The sequence below is a fragment of the Streptomyces sp. B15 genome (assembly GCF_018070605.1).
In the GTDB taxonomy this organism is placed as follows: Bacteria; Actinomycetota; Actinomycetes; order Streptomycetales; family Streptomycetaceae; genus Streptomyces; species Streptomyces smyrnaeus.
In genome coordinates, this window is the sequence record NZ_JAGPXJ010000025.1 from 59,670 (window position 1) to 78,398 (window position 18,729).

The 18,729-nt window shown below is 70.5% G+C and carries 14 protein-coding genes; 9 read left to right on the forward strand and 5 right to left on the reverse strand.

Going from position 1 to position 18,729, the window contains the following annotated elements:
- Positions 1-362: 362 nt before the first annotated feature.
- Positions 363-1,208, forward strand: a complete 846-nt coding sequence (locus tag KBY19_RS14335; RefSeq protein ID WP_185017777.1) for an HAD family phosphatase — start codon at positions 363-365, stop codon at positions 1,206-1,208.
- Between the two features lie 517 nt (positions 1,209-1,725).
- Here the strand turns inward: KBY19_RS14335 and KBY19_RS14340 are convergent.
- Positions 1,726-2,601: an oxidoreductase gene (locus KBY19_RS14340; RefSeq protein WP_099883224.1), complete on the reverse strand. Its 876-nt coding sequence runs from the start codon at positions 2,599-2,601 to the stop codon at positions 1,726-1,728.
- Positions 2,602-2,707: 106 nt separating this feature from the next.
- On the opposite strand from KBY19_RS14340, the gene KBY19_RS14345 reads away from it, so the two are divergent.
- On the forward strand, positions 2,708-3,712 hold the full coding sequence (locus tag KBY19_RS14345) for an ATP-binding protein (RefSeq protein WP_185017775.1): 1,005 nt from the start codon (positions 2,708-2,710) through the stop codon (positions 3,710-3,712).
- A gap of 244 nt (positions 3,713-3,956) precedes the next feature.
- Here KBY19_RS14345 and KBY19_RS14350 read toward each other — a convergent pair whose 3' ends face one another.
- Positions 3,957-5,198: a hypothetical protein gene (locus tag KBY19_RS14350; RefSeq protein ID WP_210965898.1), complete on the reverse strand. Its 1,242-nt coding sequence runs from the start codon at positions 5,196-5,198 to the stop codon at positions 3,957-3,959.
- A 262-nt stretch (positions 5,199-5,460) separates the two neighbouring features.
- Between KBY19_RS14350 and KBY19_RS14355 the strand changes: the two genes are divergently transcribed.
- The 6 genes from KBY19_RS14355 (at position 5,461) to KBY19_RS14380 (ending at position 14,177) form a co-directional block, all read left to right on the forward strand.
- Positions 5,461-8,100: a bifunctional SulP family inorganic anion transporter/carbonic anhydrase gene (locus tag KBY19_RS14355; protein ID WP_210965899.1), complete on the forward strand. Its 2,640-nt coding sequence runs from the start codon at positions 5,461-5,463 to the stop codon at positions 8,098-8,100.
- Between the two features lie 408 nt (positions 8,101-8,508).
- Entirely contained in the window at positions 8,509-10,476 is a 1,968-nt protein-coding gene (gene acs / locus KBY19_RS14360) for an acetate--CoA ligase (protein ID WP_210965900.1), read from the forward strand.
- 249 nt (positions 10,477-10,725) lie between these two features.
- On the forward strand, positions 10,726-12,141 hold the full coding sequence (gene nhaA / locus KBY19_RS14365) for a Na+/H+ antiporter NhaA (RefSeq protein WP_210965912.1): 1,416 nt from the start codon (positions 10,726-10,728) through the stop codon (positions 12,139-12,141).
- A 252-nt stretch (positions 12,142-12,393) separates the two neighbouring features.
- Positions 12,394-12,864, forward strand: coding sequence for a phage holin family protein (locus tag KBY19_RS14370; protein WP_099883219.1), 471 nt, complete (start codon positions 12,394-12,396; stop codon positions 12,862-12,864).
- On the forward strand, positions 12,861-13,805 hold the full coding sequence (locus tag KBY19_RS14375; protein WP_210965901.1) for an alpha/beta fold hydrolase: 945 nt from the start codon (positions 12,861-12,863) through the stop codon (positions 13,803-13,805). The genes KBY19_RS14370 and KBY19_RS14375 overlap by 4 nt, the downstream gene beginning before the upstream one ends.
- Positions 13,806-13,991: 186 nt before the next feature.
- Entirely contained in the window at positions 13,992-14,177 is a 186-nt protein-coding gene (locus KBY19_RS14380; protein WP_099883217.1) for a hypothetical protein, read from the forward strand.
- 181 nt (positions 14,178-14,358) lie between these two features.
- Here the strand turns inward: KBY19_RS14380 and KBY19_RS14385 are convergent, their stop codons facing one another.
- The 3 genes from KBY19_RS14385 to nth all read right to left on the reverse strand — a co-directional run bounded on the left by KBY19_RS14385 (position 14,359) and on the right by nth (position 17,707).
- Entirely contained in the window at positions 14,359-15,558 is a 1,200-nt protein-coding gene (locus tag KBY19_RS14385; protein WP_099883216.1) for a MarP family serine protease, read from the reverse strand.
- Between the two features lie 218 nt (positions 15,559-15,776).
- Positions 15,777-16,445 carry a CoA pyrophosphatase gene (locus KBY19_RS14390; RefSeq protein ID WP_099886682.1) on the reverse strand — a complete coding sequence of 223 codons (669 nt, stop codon included), beginning with the start codon at positions 16,443-16,445 and terminating at the stop codon, positions 15,777-15,779.
- A gap of 128 nt (positions 16,446-16,573) precedes the next feature.
- Positions 16,574-17,707: an endonuclease III gene (nth, locus tag KBY19_RS14395; protein WP_210965902.1), complete on the reverse strand. Its 1,134-nt coding sequence runs from the start codon at positions 17,705-17,707 to the stop codon at positions 16,574-16,576.
- Positions 17,708-17,972: 265 nt separating this feature from the next.
- Here nth and KBY19_RS14400 point away from each other — a divergent pair, with 265 nt between their 5' ends.
- Entirely contained in the window at positions 17,973-18,647 is a 675-nt protein-coding gene (locus KBY19_RS14400) for a Crp/Fnr family transcriptional regulator (protein WP_019355551.1), read from the forward strand.
- The last annotated feature ends 82 nt before the right edge of the window (positions 18,648-18,729 follow it).

The window sequence follows — 18,729 nt, forward strand, 5'->3', positions numbered from 1 at the left end:
GTGGATCATGGTCGAAATCTGTGGACAGCCCTGAGTCTGTGAATAACTCGCTCACCCAAACCAGTGACTATCGGAGAGCAGCCCTTTGATTACACTCTGTTACAATTTTGAGGAATCGGGGAGTCCGGTACCGGAAGATCAAAAAAGCCCCGGCCACTGCGGACCGAGGCGGAAAACACCCTCCGGACATGCGACGACCCCCGCCGGGGGGGAGAGCGGGGGTCGTCCCCACGGCCGACTCGGGGGGGGAGGAGTCGGGCCGGGTTAGCACGGTCGCGAACGATCCGTGACTTCCATGGTGTACCCGAGAGCCTTCTCAGGCAAACCCACGCGCCCCAGCTTACGCCGAATGGTGGGCGCCTATGCTCAGAGACGTGGAAAATCTCGCGATGCCTCGGACAGCCGCCTTCTTCGATCTGGACAAGACGGTCATTGCGAAGTCGAGCACGCTCACCTTCGGCAAGTCCTTCTACCAAGGTGGCTTGATCAATCGCCGCGCAGTGCTGCGGACTGCCTACGCGCAGTTCGTATATCTTCTCGGAGGCGCCGATCACGACCAGATGGAGCGGATGCGCGAGTACCTGTCCGGGCTCGCCCGCGGCTGGGACGTCGAGCAGGTCAGGGAGATCGTCGCGGAGACCATCCACGACTTGATCGACCCGATCATCTACGACGAGGCGGCCTCCCTCATCGAGAAGCACCACCTGGCAGGGCGTGACGTGGTGATCGTCTCGTCCTCGGGCGCCGAGGTGGTCGAACCGATCGGCCGGATGATCGGTGCCGACCGCGTGGTCGCCACCCGGATGGTCGTCGAGGAGGGCCGCTTCACCGGGGAGATCGAGTACTACGCCTACGGCCCGACCAAGGCGGAGGCCATCCGGGAGCTGGCGGAGTCCGAGGGGTACGACCTCGCGCGCTGCTACGCCTACAGCGACTCGGTCACCGACCTGCCGATGCTGGAGGCCGTCGGCAACCCGCACGCCGTCAATCCGGACCGGGCACTGCGCAAGGAAGCACTCACCCGGGACTGGCCGGTGCTGACGTTCTCCCGGCCCGTCCGGCTCAAGCAGCGCATCCCCTCGCTCTCGATGCCGTCCCGCCCGGCGTTGGCGCTGACAGCCGTCGCGGTGGGGGCCGCCGCGGCGACAGCCGGGTTCGTCTGGTTCAACAACCGGCGGCGCCCGACCTCCCCCTTCCGCCCCTTCTGACCACCCCTTGCGACGCCCTCGCCAGGCTCTACTGACGCCACTCGCGGGGCCTCACCGCGGTTTGCTGAGTGATGTCTGGTTTCAAGGCGTACGCCCGTAGTTGAGGGCAAAAGTAAAGATCTGCGGACAGGGCTTCCGTTCGACTCCCGCGCGGAGTACAAAGGAGACAACGGCCCGCGAGACCGACGGCATCCGAGAGGATCCCGTTTCACGCATATGGCCCCACGGACCGGATGCATGAATACCGAGTACCCACGCGACGCACAGCCCGCGATCGGGCAGGTCCCGTCAGGGACGGGCAAAGTCCCACCCTGACGTCCGGACGGAATGTGAGAGCACGCACTGGTAACTCGGTGGACATGCCAGTGACGGCCCCGCCCGCTGTGGCGGGGCCGCCGCATTCTTCCGTCGTCCCACTGCCATGCGGGCGTCCGGGCCTGCTCTGCCGAGGATGCCCAGCGGCCACTCGGATTCCCTCAGGGCCACAGGACCTCCGGGGTCTCCGGGCACCAGCCCCTCAGGCCGCCCCCCGTTGCATCGCCTCGCAGACCGCTGCGCTCTCCCGCGCGCCGAGCTCGATCGCCCGTCCGCAGTGCGCGATCCATTCGGTCATCCCTTCGGGTGTTCCCGAGGCATAGCCGGCCAGGGCCGTCAGATACGCCTCGCGGCCCAGCTCCGCATGGCCCACCTCGGCCGGACAGATGGCCTTCGGGTCCAAGCCGCTGCCGACCAGCGCCACACGCTCGGCGGCCCGCGCGACCTGCCCGTTGTACGAGCCGAAGGGTCGCAGCACCTGCAGTTCACCGTGCACCACTGCCGAGGTGACCAGGGCCGGGGCCTTGGTGCTGCCCGTGACGAGTTGTGCGAGGCCCTCCAGCCGGGCCGCGACCTCGTCCGCTCCTGGAAGCTCCAGGCCCAGGTCCGGCCCGTCGACCGGCTCTCCGGGCCGCCGTGGGCGGCCGACCGTGCCCTCGGGCGCCACACCGCCGGCCGCCACCAGATGCAGCCGGGCCAGTACGCGAAGCGGTGACTGCTGCCAGATGTCGAGCAGATGTCCGGCCTCGGCCGTGACGCGGAGCGCCGCGCCGACCGTACGGGCCTCGGACTCGGCGCCGAAGTCGCTGCGACGGCGCACCTCTTCGAGTGCCCAGTCGACGCCTTCCACAGCAGCGGTGGCGCGTGCTCCGCGCAGCGCGGCCTCCGCACTGACTTCGCTGCTGCGGCGGCGCATGATGCGGTGCCCGTAGACCCGGTCGACCGACTTGCGCACGGATTCGACGGCCTCCGGAACGCCCGGCAGCGCGGCGAGGGGGGCCAGCGGGTCGGCTGCGGAGGTGCCGGGCGCGGAGGTCTTCGGCGTGCCGCCGTCCTCGGGGCGAGCAGTGCTACTCATGCGTACGACCCTACGCACCCGGCCGGGCGCCCCAACCCCACGATCGAGTGGTCTTCTTCACTCCCTGCCGCCGATCCACCCCCGCCGGCGGCTTACGCTATTGAACATGAAGATCGCTTTCGTAGGGAAGGGCGGCAGCGGCAAGACGACGCTGTCCTCACTGTTCGTGCGCCACCTCACCGCCCGGGGCACACCCGTGGTTGCCGTCGACGCCGATATCAACCAGCACATGGGCGCAGCGCTCGGGCTGGACGACGCCGAGGCCGCCGCACTGCCCGCCATGGGTGCCAACCTGCCGCTCATCAAGGAATACCTGCGAGGCAGCAACCCGCGGATCGCCTCCACCGAGAAGATGATCAAAACGACGCCCCCCGGCGAGGGCTCCCGGCTGCTCCGCCTGCAAGAGGACAACCCGGTTTACGACGCCTGTGCGCGGCCTGTCGCACTGGACGGCGGAAGCGTCCGGCTGTTGGCCACGGGGCCGTTCACCGAGTCGGACCTGGGGGTGGCCTGCTACCACTCCAAGACGGGCGCGGTGGAACTGCTGTTGAACCATCTCGTCGACGGTCGCGAGGAGTACCTGGTCGTCGACATGACGGCGGGCAGCGACTCTTTCGCCTCCGGGATGTTCACCCGCTTCGACATGACGTTCCTGGTGGCCGAGCCGACCCGCAAGGGCGTCTCCGTCTACCGGCAGTACAAGGAGTACGCGCGGGACTTCGGCGTCCTGCTGCGGGTCGTCGGCAACAAGGTGCAGAGCGCGGATGACGTGGATTTCCTGCGCCAGGAAGTGGGCGACGACCTGCTGGCGACCTTCGGCCACTCCGACTGGGTGCGTGCCATGGAGAAGGGCCGCCCCCGCCCCTTCGCCGAGTTGGAGGAGGAGAACTCCCGCTCCCTGGCCGCGCTCTACGAGACGGCTGACGCCTCGTACGAACTGCGCGACTGGGAGCGCTACACCCGGCAGATGGTCCACTTCCATCTGCGGAACGCGGAGAGCTGGGGCAATGCCAGGACCGGTGCCGACCTCGCCGCCCAGGTGGACCCCTCGTTCCTGCTGAGCGAGGACCACCCGGAAGCCGCGACCGCTGCCGCTGTCCAGCCTGCCTGACCGCTCGCCGACCACCGGCTGACCTCTCGCCGACCGCCCGCCAACCGTTCGTCAAGCTGCCGAGGCTGCCTGGCCCCGAGCACGAGTGTGCTCGGCAGCCGGCAGTCATCGCGTCGGCCGGAGGTTCATCCCGTCGACCGTAAACCGCCGCGTCGACCGAGAATGCGCGCACCTGCTGGACGTTGTGCGTCGGCCGCCGGTCCCCGTTCCGGGCCGCTCCGGCTGCCCGGAACGGGGACACTGGTCAGCTTGATTTCGCTGCCGTCGAGGTACCTGCGAGGAAGGAACGCCAGCCGCCCGCCGGCTTCTCCCCCACCTCCAGGGCGCGCAGCTTGGCGAGCATGCGCGGGTCCTGTGCGTCCAGCCAGTCGACGAGTTGGCGGAACGAGACGCAGCGGACGCCGCCCTTGCGGCAGACCGTCTTCATGACGTCCTCGACAGCGTCCATGTAGATGCCGCCGTTCCAGTCCTCGAAGTGGTTACCGATGATCATCGGCGCCCGGTTTCCCTCGTAGGCGCGCTGGAAGCCCTGCAGCAGGCCGTTCTTCATCTGGCGCTTCCACATGGGCCGCTTCTCCACCGGGCCGTCGACGGTGCCGGACTGGTTGGCGAGGAAGTTGTAGTCCATCGCGAGGGTCTCGAACCCCCGCCCGGGGACGGGAACCTGCTGCAGCGGCAGGTCCCACAGGCCGTGCCGCTTGTCCGGCCACACCTGTGTGCCGTTGCCGCTGGAGTCGTAGCGGAAGCCCATCTGGCCGGCCGCCTTCAGCAGGTTCTCCTGGCCCTCCAGACAAGGAGTACGGCCGCCGACCAGTTCCCGCTTGTAGTCGAACGGGAGCGCCCGGGCCTTCTTCCAGCCGGTGGTCGTCTTCCAGTTCTGGACGAACCAGCGGGCCTGCTCGATCTCGCTCTTCCACTGTTCGACGGACCAGGAGTCCACACCTTCCGGACCGCAGAAGTGGCCGTTGAAGTGGGTGCCGATCTCACTGCCGTCCAGCCAGGCCTTGCGGACCTGGCGGAGCGTGGCACGCACGTTCTTGTCCTTGAGGTAGCCGATGTCGGACGCGCCGGGCGGGTGTCCGGGCGGGGAGTAACGTTTCGCCTCGTCCTCCGGCAGCGTGTAGATGCCGCTGAGGAAGTACGTCTGGGCCGCGCCGTACTTCTTGCCCGCCTTGCGGAAGCGGGAGAAGAGCTTCTTGCTGTCCTCGCCGGCACCGTCCCAGGAGAAGACGACGAACTGCGGGGGCTTCTTGCCCGGCGCCAGCTTGTGCGGGGTCGGCTGGAAGGGCTGCCGCCCCGTCAGCGAGGTCGAACCGTCCCCCAGGAGTTGCGGCTTGACCTGAGGCCGGGCCTGCGGCGCCCCGCCGGGGGACTGCTCCGGCCGCTGCGCCTCGCCGCCCCCGGAGCATGCGGCGGCGGCCAGGGACAGCACCAGTGCCGCCGGGACCGCGGTGGTGAGAGCGGGTCTTCTTCGCGTGGCTGCCATCGGCTCACCTCGTCCTCTCGCCTTGTCTCGTCGGTCACCGGGCGGGACCGGCGTTGCCACGCCGATAAAAGTGACATGAGACGTTAATAAGACAAATAGGACAAGCGGCTTTTTCGGCACCGTTCACTCGATGGGTGGAACACGAGCAGCCAGACGCCACTCCGCGCTTCGCCAAGGCTTTACTTGGCATTACTGTTCTTTTACTTCCACCTGGGAGTAATCAGACGATCACGAACGGTGCCGACCCTCGGGAGGAGTCGCGATGCCCCACCGCACCCCTGTGTGCACCGGACCGACCGCCCGCCCGACCCACTCCGACGCACGTCAGCGCTGGACCGCCGACCTGTCCGCGTCCGTCACGGTGTTCCTGATCGCGCTACCGCTCTCCCTCGGTATCGCGCTGGCCGCCGGGGCCCCGCTCCAGTCCGGCCTGGTGGCGGCGGCGGTGGGCGGGCTGGTCTGCGGCTGGCTCGGCGGAGCTCCGCTGCAGATCACAGGTCCCGCGGCAGGGCTGACCGTGATCTCAGCCGAGCTGATCCAGAGCTACGGATGGCGGACCACCTGTGCGATCACCATCCTGGCAGGGCTGGCCCAGATCGGTCTCGGCTCCCTACGGATCGCGCGTTCCGCCCTCGCCGTGAGCCCCGCGGTCGTGCACGGGATGCTGGCCGGGATCGGCGCCACCATCGCGCTCGCGCAACTCCATGTGATGCTCGGGGGCGATCCGGACAGCTCACCGCTCACCAACGCCCTCGAGCTGCCCGGGCGCATCACCTCTCTCCAGCCGGCCGCTCTCTCGGTCAGCGCGCTGACCGTTGTGGTCCTGCTGGCCTGGCCCCGGTTGAAGGAGCACGGCGGAGCGCTCGGCGCAGTCACCGGAAGAGTGCCGGCCGCGCTCGCGGCGATCGGCCTCGCCACCCTCGCCGCGGTGCTGTCGGACATGCGGCTGCCCCGCGTCGACCTCCCCTCCTGGCGCTCGCACGCGCTGCCCCAACTGCCGGAGGGCCCGGTGCTCGGGCTGGGCACGGCCGTGCTGACGCTCACCCTGGTGGCCAGCGTCCAGGCCCTGCTGTCGGCCGTCGCCGCCGACAAACTCGCGGCCACACGCGGCCCCGGGCACCGGGTGCCGCGCAGCGACCTGGATCGGGAACTGCGCGCACACGGCGTGGCGAACGCGGTGTCAGGCGGGTTGGGCGGACTGCCCGTCACCGGCGTCGCGGTGCGGAGCTCGGCGAACATCGCCGCCGGGGCGACCAGCCGGAAGTCGGCACTGCTGCAGGGAGTCTGGGTGCTGCTGGCGGCCGGACTGCTGGTGGGAGTGCTGGAGCTGATCCCGCTCGCGGCGCTGGGGGCGCTGGTGATGGTGGTGGGCGTGCGGATGATCAACCCCGGCCACATCAGAACCGTGGCGCGCCACGGTGAGGCCCTGGTGTTCGGCGCGACGGCAGTGGCGGTGGTGCTGCTGGGCGTGCTGGAGGGAGTGGGGCTCGGGATCGCGGTGGCGGTGGCCGTGGCGCTGCACCGGCTGGCCTGGGCGCGGATCACCGTGGAGCGCCCCGTGAGCGATGGTCCCACCTCCCCCCGGCCCGAGGCCTACCGGGTGGTGGTACGGGGGCAGTTGACGTTTCTGGCGGTGCCCCGGCTGAGCCGAGCGCTGGCGCAGGTCCCCGAGAGGGCCGAGGCAGTGGTGGAACTGGAGGGATCGTTCATGGACCACGCGGCGTACGAGGCGCTGGAGGACTGGCGGACCGCCCACGCGGCCACGGGCGGCGATGCGGAGGTCAGAGGTCGTGCGGGGCAGGAGATCGGGGAGCCGTCCAAAGCGCACACCTGCACTCCATGGACGCCCTGGCGCAACCACCAGTGCACCCGCCCGCCGGCCGACGGAACGGACGGCACCCATGGCAGCCCCGTGTCCGGCGGGTGCCGGGACGACGATGGCGCCCCGGGCGACGGCCCGCGCGGCCACCACGCCCCGCCGACCGGCCCCGACTCGCCTGAGGCGACTCGGGCGACTGGACCGGCAGCGAACGCCGGCACGGGCGCGACCGTCGGCACAGCCCACACCGTCGGCACCGTCGGCACCGTCGGGACGGCCACGACGTCGGGGGTGATCGCGGTCGATGGCGAAACGGCCAGGGCCGGGACGTTCGAACCAGCCGGGGCGAGGCAGCGCGCACACGCGCACTCCCCCACCCGCTCCCACTCCCGGCGCGGTCAACTGCTGGGCGGGGTACGCAACTTCCAGCGCACCACGGCTCCCCTCGTACGGGACGAACTGGCGAGGCTGGCCCGCGAGGGGCAGCGGCCCTCGCAGCTGTTTCTCGCCTGCGCCGACTCACGGCTGGTCACCAGCATGATCACCTCGAGTGGCCCCGGCGACCTGTTCACCGTCCGCAACGTGGGCAATCTCGTCCCGCCACCCGGTGAGGAGAGCGGCGACCAGTCGGTGGCAGCCGCGATCGAGTACGCCGTGGACGTGCTGCGGGTCGAATCGGTGACCGTGTGCGGACACTCGGGCTGCGGCGCCATGCAGGCGCTGCGCAACGGCCCTCCGGCGGCCCCGGGCGCCGACGCGACCCCGCTCGGCCGCTGGCTGCGGCACGGCCGGCCCAGCCTGGAACGGCTCCGGGCCTCGGGGCGGGCCGCGCCGCGCCTCGCCGACCGGGAGACGGCCGACGAGCTGGAGGCGCTCTGTCTGACCAATGTCCTCCAGCAGTTGGAGCATCTGGCAGCGCACTCATGTGTGGACCGGCGGCTGCGCGAGGGGACGCTGGAGCTGCACGGTATGTACTTCCACGTCGGGGAGGCACAGACCTACATGCTGGACACCACGCTTGCCGACGTACGCGGATCCGAGCCGGTGTTCACCGCCGTCAGAGCCGACCCGGTCACCGCCTGACGGCGGCGGGAGCGGCCCGTCACCGGGCCGCTCCCGCCCTCCTGTCGGCGCGCCCCCCGGCCTGCTCCGTCCCCTGCTGCCGCCCTGCTCCCGGCGTGCCACCTTCCCCACTCCGGGCGCGCTGCCAGTGCGCTGCCGGTGCGCTCACGGCGCGGCGCTCCGGGCATGCTGTCCCGCCCAGGCTCCCTGCTGCGCATACCACTGCGGTCACCCCACGAACACCGTCGCACGCCCCGCTGTGCGCCCCAGTTGAGAATTCCGGGAGGCGACACGCAACGACTCCCTGAAGGCGGCTGTACCCAGCAGGGTCCGAGGTGCCAGGATCGCTTGGGGGTTGACCGGGCTCCCGCGATCACTAAGCATGCAGTTACAGGTATTGGTCTACACCACTTGCCGACGGGAGCCGACATGAACGAGAGTCCTTCCCTCTCCAACCTGCTCAAGGAGGAGCGGAGGTTCGCTCCGCCCGCCGAGCTGGCCGCGAACGCCAATGTCACCGCTGCGGCGTACGAGCAGGCGAAAACCGACCGGTTGGGGTTCTGGGCCGAGCAGGCACGGCGGCTGAGCTGGGGGACCGAGCCCACCGAGACGCTGGACTGGTCGAACCCGCCGTTCGCCAAGTGGTTCAAGGACGGCAAGCTCAACGTCGCCTACAACTGCGTCGACCGCCATGTGGAGGCCGGCAACGGCGACCGCATCGCCATCAACTTCGAGGGTGAGCCGGGCGACACCCGTACGCTCACCTACGCGGACCTCCAGCGCGAGGTCTCGCAGGCGGCCAACGCGCTGACGGAGCTGGGCGTGCAGGCCGGCGACCGGGTCGCCATCTACATGCCGATGATTCCCGAGACGGTCGTCGCGATGCTGGCGTGCGCCCGAATCGGCGCCCCGCACTCGGTCGTCTTCGGCGGCTTCTCGGCGGACGCGCTGGCGACCCGGATCGAGGACGCCGACGCGCGGGTGGTCATCACCTCCGACGGCGGCTATCGCAAGGGCGCGCCGTCCGCGCTCAAGCCGGCCGTCGACGAGGCGCTGACCCGTCCGGGCACCGAGAAGGTCCGCAACGTGCTGGTGGTGAAGCGGACCGGCCAGGAGGACATCTCCTGGAACGAGGAGCGCGACCTGTGGTGGCACGAGGTGGTCGGCCGGCAGTCCGAGCAGCACACACCGCAGGACTTCGACGCCGAGCACCCGCTGTTCATCCTGTACACCTCCGGTACCACGGGTAAGCCGAAGGGCATCCTGCACACCACCGGCGGCTACCTCACGCAGGTCGCCTACACCCATCACGCGGTCTTCGACCTCAAGCCGGAGAGCGACGTGTTCTGGTGCACCGCCGACGTCGGCTGGGTGACCGGGCACTCGTACATCGTCTACGGACCGCTCGCCAACGGCGCCACGGAGGTGCTCTACGAGGGCACGCCGGACTCGCCGCACAAGGGCCGCTGGTGGGAGGTCGTGCAGAAGTACGGCGTCACCATCCTCTACACCGCGCCGACCGCGATCCGCGCGAGCATGAAGTGGGGCGACGACATCCCCGCGAAGTTCGATCTGTCATCGCTGCGGATCCTCGGTTCGGTGGGCGAGCCCATCAACCCCGAGGCATGGGTGTGGTATCGGCACCACATCGGTGGCGACCGCACCCCCGTGGTCGACACCTGGTGGCAGACGGAGACCGGCGGCATCATGATCAGCCCACTGCCTGGCGTCACCGAGGCCAAGCCGGGCTCGGCGCAGGTGCCGCTGCCGGGCATCGCTGCGACGGTCGTGGACGACGAGGCGAACGAGGTGCCCAACGGCGCCGGCGGCTACCTCGTGCTGACCGAGCCGTGGCCGTCGATGCTGCGCACGATCTGGGGCGACGACAAGCGCTTCCTGGACACCTACTGGTCGCGGTTCGAGGGCAAGTACTTCGCGGGCGACGGTGCCAAGAAGGACGACGACGGCGATGTATGGCTGCTCGGCCGGGTGGACGACGTGATGCTCGTCTCCGGGCACAACATCTCCACCACCGAGGTCGAGTCGGCGCTGGTGTCCCACCCGAAGGTGGCCGAGGCGGCCGTCGTGGGGGCGACCGACCCGCAGACGACCCAGGCGATCTGCGCGTTCGTCATCCTGCGCGGCGACGCGGCGGAGGGCGACGAGCTGGTCGAGGAGCTGCGGGCGCACGTCGCCAAGCAGCTCGGCCCGATCGCCAAGCCGAAGCGCATCCTGCCGGTCGCGGAGCTGCCCAAGACCCGCTCCGGCAAGATCATGCGGAGGCTGCTGCGGGACGTGGCGGAGAACCGGACGCTGGGTGACACCCAGACGCTCACCGACTCCTCGGTGATGGATCTCATCCAGTCCAAGCTGCCGAGCGCGCCCAGCGAGGACTGACGCTCCGGCGCGGGGCGAGCGGCGCCACCTGGACGCTCGCCGAGGGCATCCGGTCCGGTGGCCGGATGCCCGCTCACCGAGGGGCACCCGGCCACCGGACCGGGTTGCCCCTCACTCGTTTGGTTAGGCTTGCAGGGGCACGTAAAGAACTTGCCAAGACGTAGGGGCGAGCCGGGAAGTCTGGTCGGCACACACCACAGGTGTGTCCATGCCACCTTCTGGAGGCCCGCCATCACTCCGCCGCACCCCCTGCCCCCGCAGCACGACCCCGACAGCGGCCAGAGCCGCCGCTCCGTCTTTCTCGGCAGGCTTCCGCTGGGCGAACGCAAGTTCCTCGCGGACGCGCTGCGCACCGAAACCGTCGGCGGCACCCTGCTGCTGGCGGCCGCGATCGTCGCCCTGCTGCTCGCCAACACCGGCGCGAGCGGCTTCTACGACGACATCAAGGGCTTCCACTTCGGCCCCGAAGCGCTCCACCTGCATCTCTCGGTCGCCGACTGGGCCAAGGACGGCCTGCTCACCCTCTTCTTCTTCGTCGCGGGGATAGAGCTCAAGCGGGAGCTGGTCGCGGGCGAGCTCCGCGACCCGCGGGCCGCCGCGCTGCCGATCGTCTCGGCGGTGTGCGGGATGGTCGTCCCCGCGCTGGTCTATGTGGCCTTCGCGGCAGGTGGCGGCGGTGACGTGGGCGGCTGGGCGATCCCGATGGCGACCGACATCGCCTTCGCGCTGGGTGTGCTGGCCGTGCTCGGCACCGGGCTGCCCTCCGCGCTGCGTGCCTTTCTGCTGACCCTGGCGGTCGTCGACGACCTGGGTGCCATCGTCATCATCGCCGTCTTCTACTCGGCGGGCATCAGCTTCGGCGCGCTGGCGGGCGCGGTCGCCGGGCTGGCCGTCTTCTGGTTCCTGCACCACCGGGGGGTACGCGGCTGGTACGTGTACGTGCCGCTCGCCCTCGTCATCTGGGGGCTGATGCACGCCAGCGGGGTGCACGCCACGGTCGCCGGGGTCGCGATGGGGCTGATGCTGCGCTGCAGTCTGCGGCCGGGTGAGGAGACGTCACCGGCCGCGCATATCGAGCACCTGGTCAGGCCGCTCTCGGCGGGACTCGCGGTGCCTCTCTTCGCGCTCTTCGCGGCGGGCGTGACGGTGTCGGGCGGGGCGCTGACCGACGTGTTCACCCAGCCGGAGACGCTGGGCGTGGTGTTCGGTCTGCTGGCGGGCAAGACGCTCGGAGTCTTCGGCGGCGCGTGGGCGGCGGTGCGCTTCACCAAGGCGGAGCTGAACCGGGAGCTGGGCTGGGCCGACGTACTGGCCATCGCGGCCTTGTCCGGCATCGGCTTCACCGTCTCCCTGCTCATCAGCGAGCTGGCCTTCACCGACGACGCCGTGCTCGCCGACGAGGCCAAGGCAGCCGTACTGGTCGGCTCCCTGCTGGCAGCCGTTTTCGCGGGAATCGTGCTCAAGGTGCGGGCCCGTAAGTACCGTTCGCTGGTGGAGGCCGAGGACCGGGACGAGGACGGCGACGGCGTCCCCGATGTGTACGAGGAGGGCAACCCGGAGTTCCATCTGCGCATGGCGGCGCTGTACGAGGCGAAGGCGGCCGAGCACCGCAGGCTCGCCGAGGTGACCACTCGCCACGACGTGGCGGACGATGGTCCGGCATGATCTGAGGTTGACCGGCTACCGCCAGGGGAAGCTGGGAAGTCCCGAAACCGGGGAAGTTCCTGGACCAGGAGGGACCGGAGTGATGAAGCTCCGCAACCGGAAGGCTTCGGAGCCGAGCAGCTCCGGAACCGGAAGGGTCCGGAGCCGGAAAGCTCCGGGAAGGAAGCTCCGGAGTCAGGAAGTTCCCGAAACCCGGGAAGTCCAGGGCCCGCTCCTCGGCGGGCCCCTCACTACCGCAAGGGAGAGACAGCGATGAGCGCAGCCGACGACGGCCGCAGCCTGGGCCAGTTGGTCGCAGCGGCCACAGCGGAGATGTCCGCACTGGTGCACGACGAGATCGCACTGGCCAAGGCCGAACTGCGACAGGACGTCAAGCGCGGCGTACTGGGCAGCGGCGCGGCCCTGGTCGCGGGGGTCCTGCTGCTCTTCGCGCTGCCCGTGCTGAGCTTCGCCGCCGCCTTCGGTATCCACAACCTCGGGCTGGGCCTGGCCTGGTCGTTCCTGATCGTCGGTGGCGCCTTCATCGCACTCGCGCTGCTTCTGCTGCTGCTGGCGCTGGCGAAGTTCAAGAAGGTCTCCAAGAGCAAGAGCCCGCAGAAGTCCGTGGCCTCCGCCAAACAGAGCGCTGCTGTCCTCTCGCACGCCAAGCCGCACCCCCGCGCGGGGGAGAACGGTGCGACGGAGCGTCCGCAGCTGCAGGGTGTGACACGCTCGTCCGTATGACGCTCGCAGACAGTCCCGCGGCCGTGATCCGTCCCGAGGGCCCCTGGACGCACCGGGATGTGGCCGCCAACGGGGCACGATTCCACATCGCCGAGATGGGCGAGGGCCCGTTGGTGCTGCTGCTGCACGGTTTTCCGCAGTACTGGTGGGCCTGGCGGCACCAGCTGCCCGCGCTGGCCGACGCCGGCTACCGGGCCGTGGCGATGGACCTGCGCGGGGTGGGCGGCAGCGACCGTACGCCGCGCGGCTACGACCCGGCCAACCTCGCGCTCGATGTGACCGGTGTCATCCGCTCACTGGGCGAGCCCGACGCCGCACTGGTCGGACACGACCTGGGCGGCTACCTGGCGTGGACGGCGGCGGTCATGCGGCCCAAGCTGATCCGCCGCCTGGTCGTCGCCTCGATGCCGCACCCCCGCCGCTGGCGGGCCGCCATGCTGGGCGACGTACGGCAGACGGCGGCCAGCTCCTACATCTGGGGCTTCCAGCGGCCGTGGCTTCCGGAGCGCCAGCTCGTGGCGGACGGGGGCGCGCTGGTGGAGCGGCTGGTCCGGGACTGGGCCGGCCCCAAGCCGCCGGGACCCGCGGGGGACACGGGCGCCCTCGCGGTGGAGAACTACCGGCGCGCGATGTGCGTACCCTCCACCGCCCACTGCTCGGTGGAGCCGTACCGGTGGCTGGTGCGGTCGCTGGCGCGGCCGGACGGGCTGCAGTTCTACCGCCGGATGAAGCGGCCGGTGCGGGTGCCGACGTTGCACTTGCACGGTTCGCTCGATCCGGTGATGCGGACGCGGAGCGCGGCGGGTTCGGGTGAGTACGTCGAGGCGCCGTACCGCTGGCGGCTTTTCGACGGTCTGGGGCACTGGCCGCACGAGGAGGACCCGGAGACCTTCACCTCCGAACTGGTGCACTGGCTCAGCGACCCGGAGCCGGACCGCTGACCTATCGGATCGGTCTGCCCGGCCGACCGGCCGACCGGCCGAGCGGCCGAGCGGCCGAGCGGCCCACCGGTCGGCACGGGCTGCGGGCCGCGGCGCCCGGACGGTCCGTACATGTGCCCGCCGCATAGGCCGATCGAGGCGGTGGCGGGCGATTACTGACCATGAGGTGGGGGCAGGGACCCGGGTATGGGGTTGACGCACGACTTCCGTGACGTGGCACGTAACCGCAGCCATTCGAGGGACCCGCGCGGCCAGGCTTCCCCGCGCGCCATGGCCCGGCTGCATCCCGCCGACGCCGAGCTGGGAATCCCCCGCATCCTGCGTCGCCGCGCACGCTGGGTCGGCGCGAGACTGCGGCACAACCGCTCCTGATCCCGCCCGAGCCCGCTCGGTCACCTGGGCACGTAGCCGCGTTCGGCGGCACCTGCGTTCCGCGGCACCTGCGCACCCGCGTACTTGCGGCACCTGCGCACCCGTCTTCCGCGGCGCTACGTTCCTACGGCACCCGCGTCCCGCACGGTGCGGGCTCACCCAGCGGCGCTCGCCGGTCCGGTCAGATCGCACAGCCCTGGCTGTTGACCGTGCGCTGGGCGGTGCGCCCACGGGTGATGTCCTGACGGATCTCGTCCACGCTGAGGGCGTACCCGGTGCGGTCGTCGTCCAGGGACTTGGCGAAGATCACACCGTAGACGCGGCCGTCCGGGGTGAGCAGCGGGCCACCGGAGTTGCCCTGCCGGATCATGGTGTAGAGCGAGTAGACGTCCCGGTCGACGGTGCCCCGGCGATAGATGTCGGGGCCGCTGGCCTGGATGCGGCCCCGCACCCGGGCCGAACGCACGTCGTAGCCGCCGTTCTCCGGGAACCCGGCCACGATCGCGCCGTCGCCACCGGCCGCGTCCTGCTGGGCGAAGCGCAGCGCGGGAGCCTGCAGTTCGGGGACGTCGAGAACGGCGATGTCGCGCTTCCAGTCGTAGAGCACCACCCGGGCGCGGTAACGCTGCCCTTCGCCGCCGACCTGCACGGTCGGGTGGCGGACACCCCCGACGACGTGCGCGTTCGTCATCACCTTGCCGCGTGAGAAGACGAACCCGGTGCCTTCCAGCTCCTTACCGCAGCTCGGTGCCGTACCCACGACCTTGACGATACTGCGCTTGGCCCGCTGTGCGACCGGGCTGCCCGCCAACTCGGGGTCGGGCGGCCGGACATCGCGGATCGGCTCGTCGGAGAAGGGTGAGAAGACCTGCGGGTAGCCGTTCTTGGCCAGAACGGAGGAAAAATCGGCGAACCACGTGTTGACCTGCTGCGGCATCACGCGCGAGACGCCGAGCAGGACATTGGAGCCGCGTACCTCCCGGCCCAGTGTCGGCAGCGACGTACCGGCCAGCGCGGAGCCGATCAGCCAGGCCACGACCAGCATCGCGAGGACGTTGACGAGCGCGCCCCCCGTCGCGTCCAGAGCCCGCGCCGGCGTCCAGGTGATGTACTGCCGCAGCTTGTTGCCCAGATGCGTGGTGAGGGCCTGGCCGACGGAGGCGCAGATGATCACAATGATCACGGCACCGATCGCCAACCCCGTTCCCGGCCGGTCGCCCCCTGTGAACTCGTCCCAGAGCAGCGGCAGCACCAGCAGTGCGACCAGGCCGCCCCCCAGGAACCCGAGAACCGACAGGATGCCGACGACGAAGCCCTGGCGGTAGCCGACGATCGCGAACCATACGGCAGCCACGATCAGCAGTACGTCCAGCACGTTCACCGAATCAGCCTCGCCTCGGGTCCATCTCGGCAGTCCTTTCCACCGCTCTTCGCCAGTGCCCCGCGCACGGTCCGCGCCGGATCCGGGCGGCGCCCGTGCGGGAGCCGCCCACGCGCTTTGCTCCGGCGGCACCCGTGCGGGGCCGTCCAGGAGAGCGGAAGAGACACCGTCTCATGTGCGCGCGGATGCGACGGTCACGCGTGCCACCGATATGAGGGTCAAGCGTGCCAGTCGAGCGGGACCCGGCGGTCCCGGTCCCAGGGGCGCTCCCACCCGGCGTAGTGCAGGATCCGGTCGATCAGCCCGGCCGTGAACCCCCACACCAGCGCGGAGCCGACCATGAAGGCGGGTCCCACGTGCCCGGCCGGGTGCACGGCCATGGCGCGGTTGGCCGGGTCCGTGAGGTCCGAGACCGGGACGGTGAAGACGCGGGCCGTCTCCGCCGGGTCGACCGGCGCCACCGGCGTGGGACGGCGCCACCAGCCGAGCACCGGCGTGACGACGAAGCCGCTGATCGGGATGTAGAGGCTGGGCAGTACGCCGAAGACCTGAACGCCCGAGGGGTCGAGCCCCGTCTCCTCCTCGGCCTCGCGCAGCGCGGCCCGCAGCCTGCCGTCCCCCTGCGGATCGCCGTCCTCCGGGTCGAGGGCCCCGCCGGGGAACGAGGGCTGTCCGGCGTGCGAGCGCAGGCTGGAGGCGCGCTCGATCAGCAGCAGCTCAGGACCGTGCGAGCCCTCCCCGAAGAGCACCAGCACGGCGGAGGGCCGCCCTCCGCCGTCGGGCGGCGGCAGGTACCGGCTGAGCTGGCTCGCCTCGACGGTCTCCGCCGCGTCCCGCACGGGGGTCAGCCACTGCGGCAGGCCCCGGCCGCTGACCTCTGTCGACACCGAGGCCGCGCGGCGGCCCACCGCCCAGCCGTCCGCAGCCCCGCGGTCGGCCGCCCGATGGTCCGCAGACTCCGCCGCCTCCGGTGCCCTGCGATCCGCCGCCTGGTCCGAGGACTGACCGGCACCCGTCACCGGGCCGCTCCGGCAGCGGCGTCCGACCCCGTACCAGGCTCGGATCCGGCCCCGGTCCCGGATCCAGGCCCGGTCGTCGGCGACCCGGCGCCCGGGTCGCGCGAGGGCAGCGGTGGGGCGGGGGTGCCCGGGTAGTTGGCCGGGGGCTTGAGACGCTGCCCGGGCTGACCGCCCATCTCGTACTTGAGCAGCTTCTTCGCCTTCTCCGGGTCCGTCTCGCCCTCGCCGTAGGAGGGGCACAGCTCCGCGATCGGACAGGCGCCGCAGGCGGGCTTACGTGAGTGACAGATGCGGCGGCCGTGGAAGATCGTGCGGTGCGAGAACATCGTCCACTCGCTCTCCGGCAGCAGGTCGTCGATCTCCTGCTCGACCTTCACGGCGTCCGTCTGGTCGGTGAGCTTCCAGCGCCGCACCAGTCGGCCGAAGTGGGTGTCGACAGTGAGCCCCGGAACACCGAAGGCGTTGCCGAGCACCACGAACGCCGTCTTACGACCCACGCCGGGCAGCTTCACCAGCTCGTCTATCGAGCCGGGGACCTTGCCGCCGTGGTCGTCCCGCAGCGCCGCCGAGAGACCCAGCAGGGACTTCGCCTTGGAGCGGAAGAAGCCGGTGGGACGGATCAGCTCCTCCAGCTCCTCCGGGTTGGCCGCCGCCATGTCCTCGGGAGTGGGGTACGCGGCGAAGAGGGCGGGCGTCGTCTGATTGACGCGCAGGTCGGTGGTCTGCGCGGAGAGGACGGTGGCCACCAGGAGCTCGAACGGATTCTCGAAATCCAGCTCGGGGTGCGCGTAGTAGTAGACCTCTGCCAGCGCCTCGTTCAGTTGCGCGGCGCGCTTCGCCTTCGACGCCTGCGACTCGGGCCTGCTCCCGGACGCCGCCTTCTTGGCAGCCGCCGTCGCGGCAGCGGGGGCCTTCTTCGCGGTGGCGGCCTTCTTCGCGGGAGCCTTCTTGGCGGGGCTCTTCTTGGCCAGGGCCTTCTTCGCGGTGGCGGTCTTCTTCCCCGGAGCCTTCCTGGCGGCTTCGGCGGCCTTCTTCGTAGCCGCCTTCTTCGTGGCCGCCTTCTTCACCGGAGCCTTCTTGGCAGCCGCCTTCGCCGGCGCCTCCGCCGACTCCGCCTCGTGTTCGCTCACAGCAGAATCCTCTGTTGCCGTCACCCGCCCAGCCCCCTCTCTGTCCGTGCGCTTCCCGGGGTATTGGACACTCGGCCAGCGTAAGGGGGGCCACCGACATTCGTGGCACACGCGGTGGATCCAGGGCCCTAGCGCGCCCCGCGTTGGGAGGCACAGCATGCGTGCGTCAAACTTGTGACTGATTGCTGTGACTGATCGCATGGTTTCACCGTCCGGCATCATGGGTTCCACGGACCCCATGGGCAGGTCGACAAGGAGAGAACTCGTGGACGACGTTCTGCGGCGCGCCCCGCTCTTCGCGGCGCTCGATGAGGAGCAGGCCGCTGAGCTGCGCGCCTCCATGACGGAGACGACGCTTGCTCGCGGCGAGGCCCTCTTCCACGAGGGTGACCCGGGTGACCGCCTCTACGTGGTGACCGAAGGCAAGGTGAAGCTGCACCGCACTTCCCCGGACGGCCGGGAGAACATGCTCGCGGTGCTCGGTCCCGGTGAGCTGATCGGGGAGCTGTCCCTGTTCGATCCGGGCCCGCGTACGGCGACGGCCTCGGCGCTGACCGAGGTCAGGCTGCTGGGGCTGGGCCACGGCGACCTGCAGCCCTGGCTGAACGCCCGTCCCGAGGTGGCCTCGGCACTGCTGCGGGCCATCGCCCGGCGGCTGCGCCGTACCAACGACTCCATGTCCGACCTGGTCTTCTCCGACGTGCCCGGCCGCGTGGCCAAGCAGCTGCTGGATCTGTCGCGCCGCTTCGGCGTGCAGTCCGAGGAGGGCATCCACGTCGTCCACGACCTGACCCAGGAGGAGCTTGCCCAGCTGGTGGGCGCCTCCCGCGAGACGGTGAACAAGGCGCTGGCCGACTTCGCCGGGCGCGGCTGGCTGCGGCTGGAGGCCCGCGCGGTGATCCTGCTGGACATCGAGCGACTGGCGAAGCGCTCGCGCTGAGCACAGCTGGCCGAGGCCCCCGCCTTTGCCATGACCGTGGCCCGTCCTTGCCATGACCGTGGCCCTGGGCTGGGCCTGGGCC

What these genes read in the sequence shown, in the direction of transcription:
- KBY19_RS14335 (WP_185017777.1), top strand. Translation starts at nt 363, where the DNA reads ATGCTCAGAGACGTGGAAAATCTCGCGATGCCTCGGACAGCCGCCTTC.
- KBY19_RS14340 (WP_099883224.1), bottom strand. Translation starts at nt 2,601, where the DNA reads ATGAGTAGCACTGCTCGCCCCGAGGACGGCGGCACGCCGAAGACCTCC.
- KBY19_RS14345 (WP_185017775.1), top strand. Translation starts at nt 2,708, where the DNA reads ATGAAGATCGCTTTCGTAGGGAAGGGCGGCAGCGGCAAGACGACGCTG.
- KBY19_RS14350 (WP_210965898.1), bottom strand. Translation starts at nt 5,198, where the DNA reads ATGGCAGCCACGCGAAGAAGACCCGCTCTCACCACCGCGGTCCCGGCG.
- KBY19_RS14355 (WP_210965899.1), top strand. Translation starts at nt 5,461, where the DNA reads ATGCCCCACCGCACCCCTGTGTGCACCGGACCGACCGCCCGCCCGACC.
- acs (WP_210965900.1), top strand. Translation starts at nt 8,509, where the DNA reads ATGAACGAGAGTCCTTCCCTCTCCAACCTGCTCAAGGAGGAGCGGAGG.
- KBY19_RS14370 (WP_099883219.1), top strand. Translation starts at nt 12,394, where the DNA reads ATGAGCGCAGCCGACGACGGCCGCAGCCTGGGCCAGTTGGTCGCAGCG.
- KBY19_RS14375 (WP_210965901.1), top strand. Translation starts at nt 12,861, where the DNA reads ATGACGCTCGCAGACAGTCCCGCGGCCGTGATCCGTCCCGAGGGCCCC.
- KBY19_RS14380 (WP_099883217.1), top strand. Translation starts at nt 13,992, where the DNA reads ATGGGGTTGACGCACGACTTCCGTGACGTGGCACGTAACCGCAGCCAT.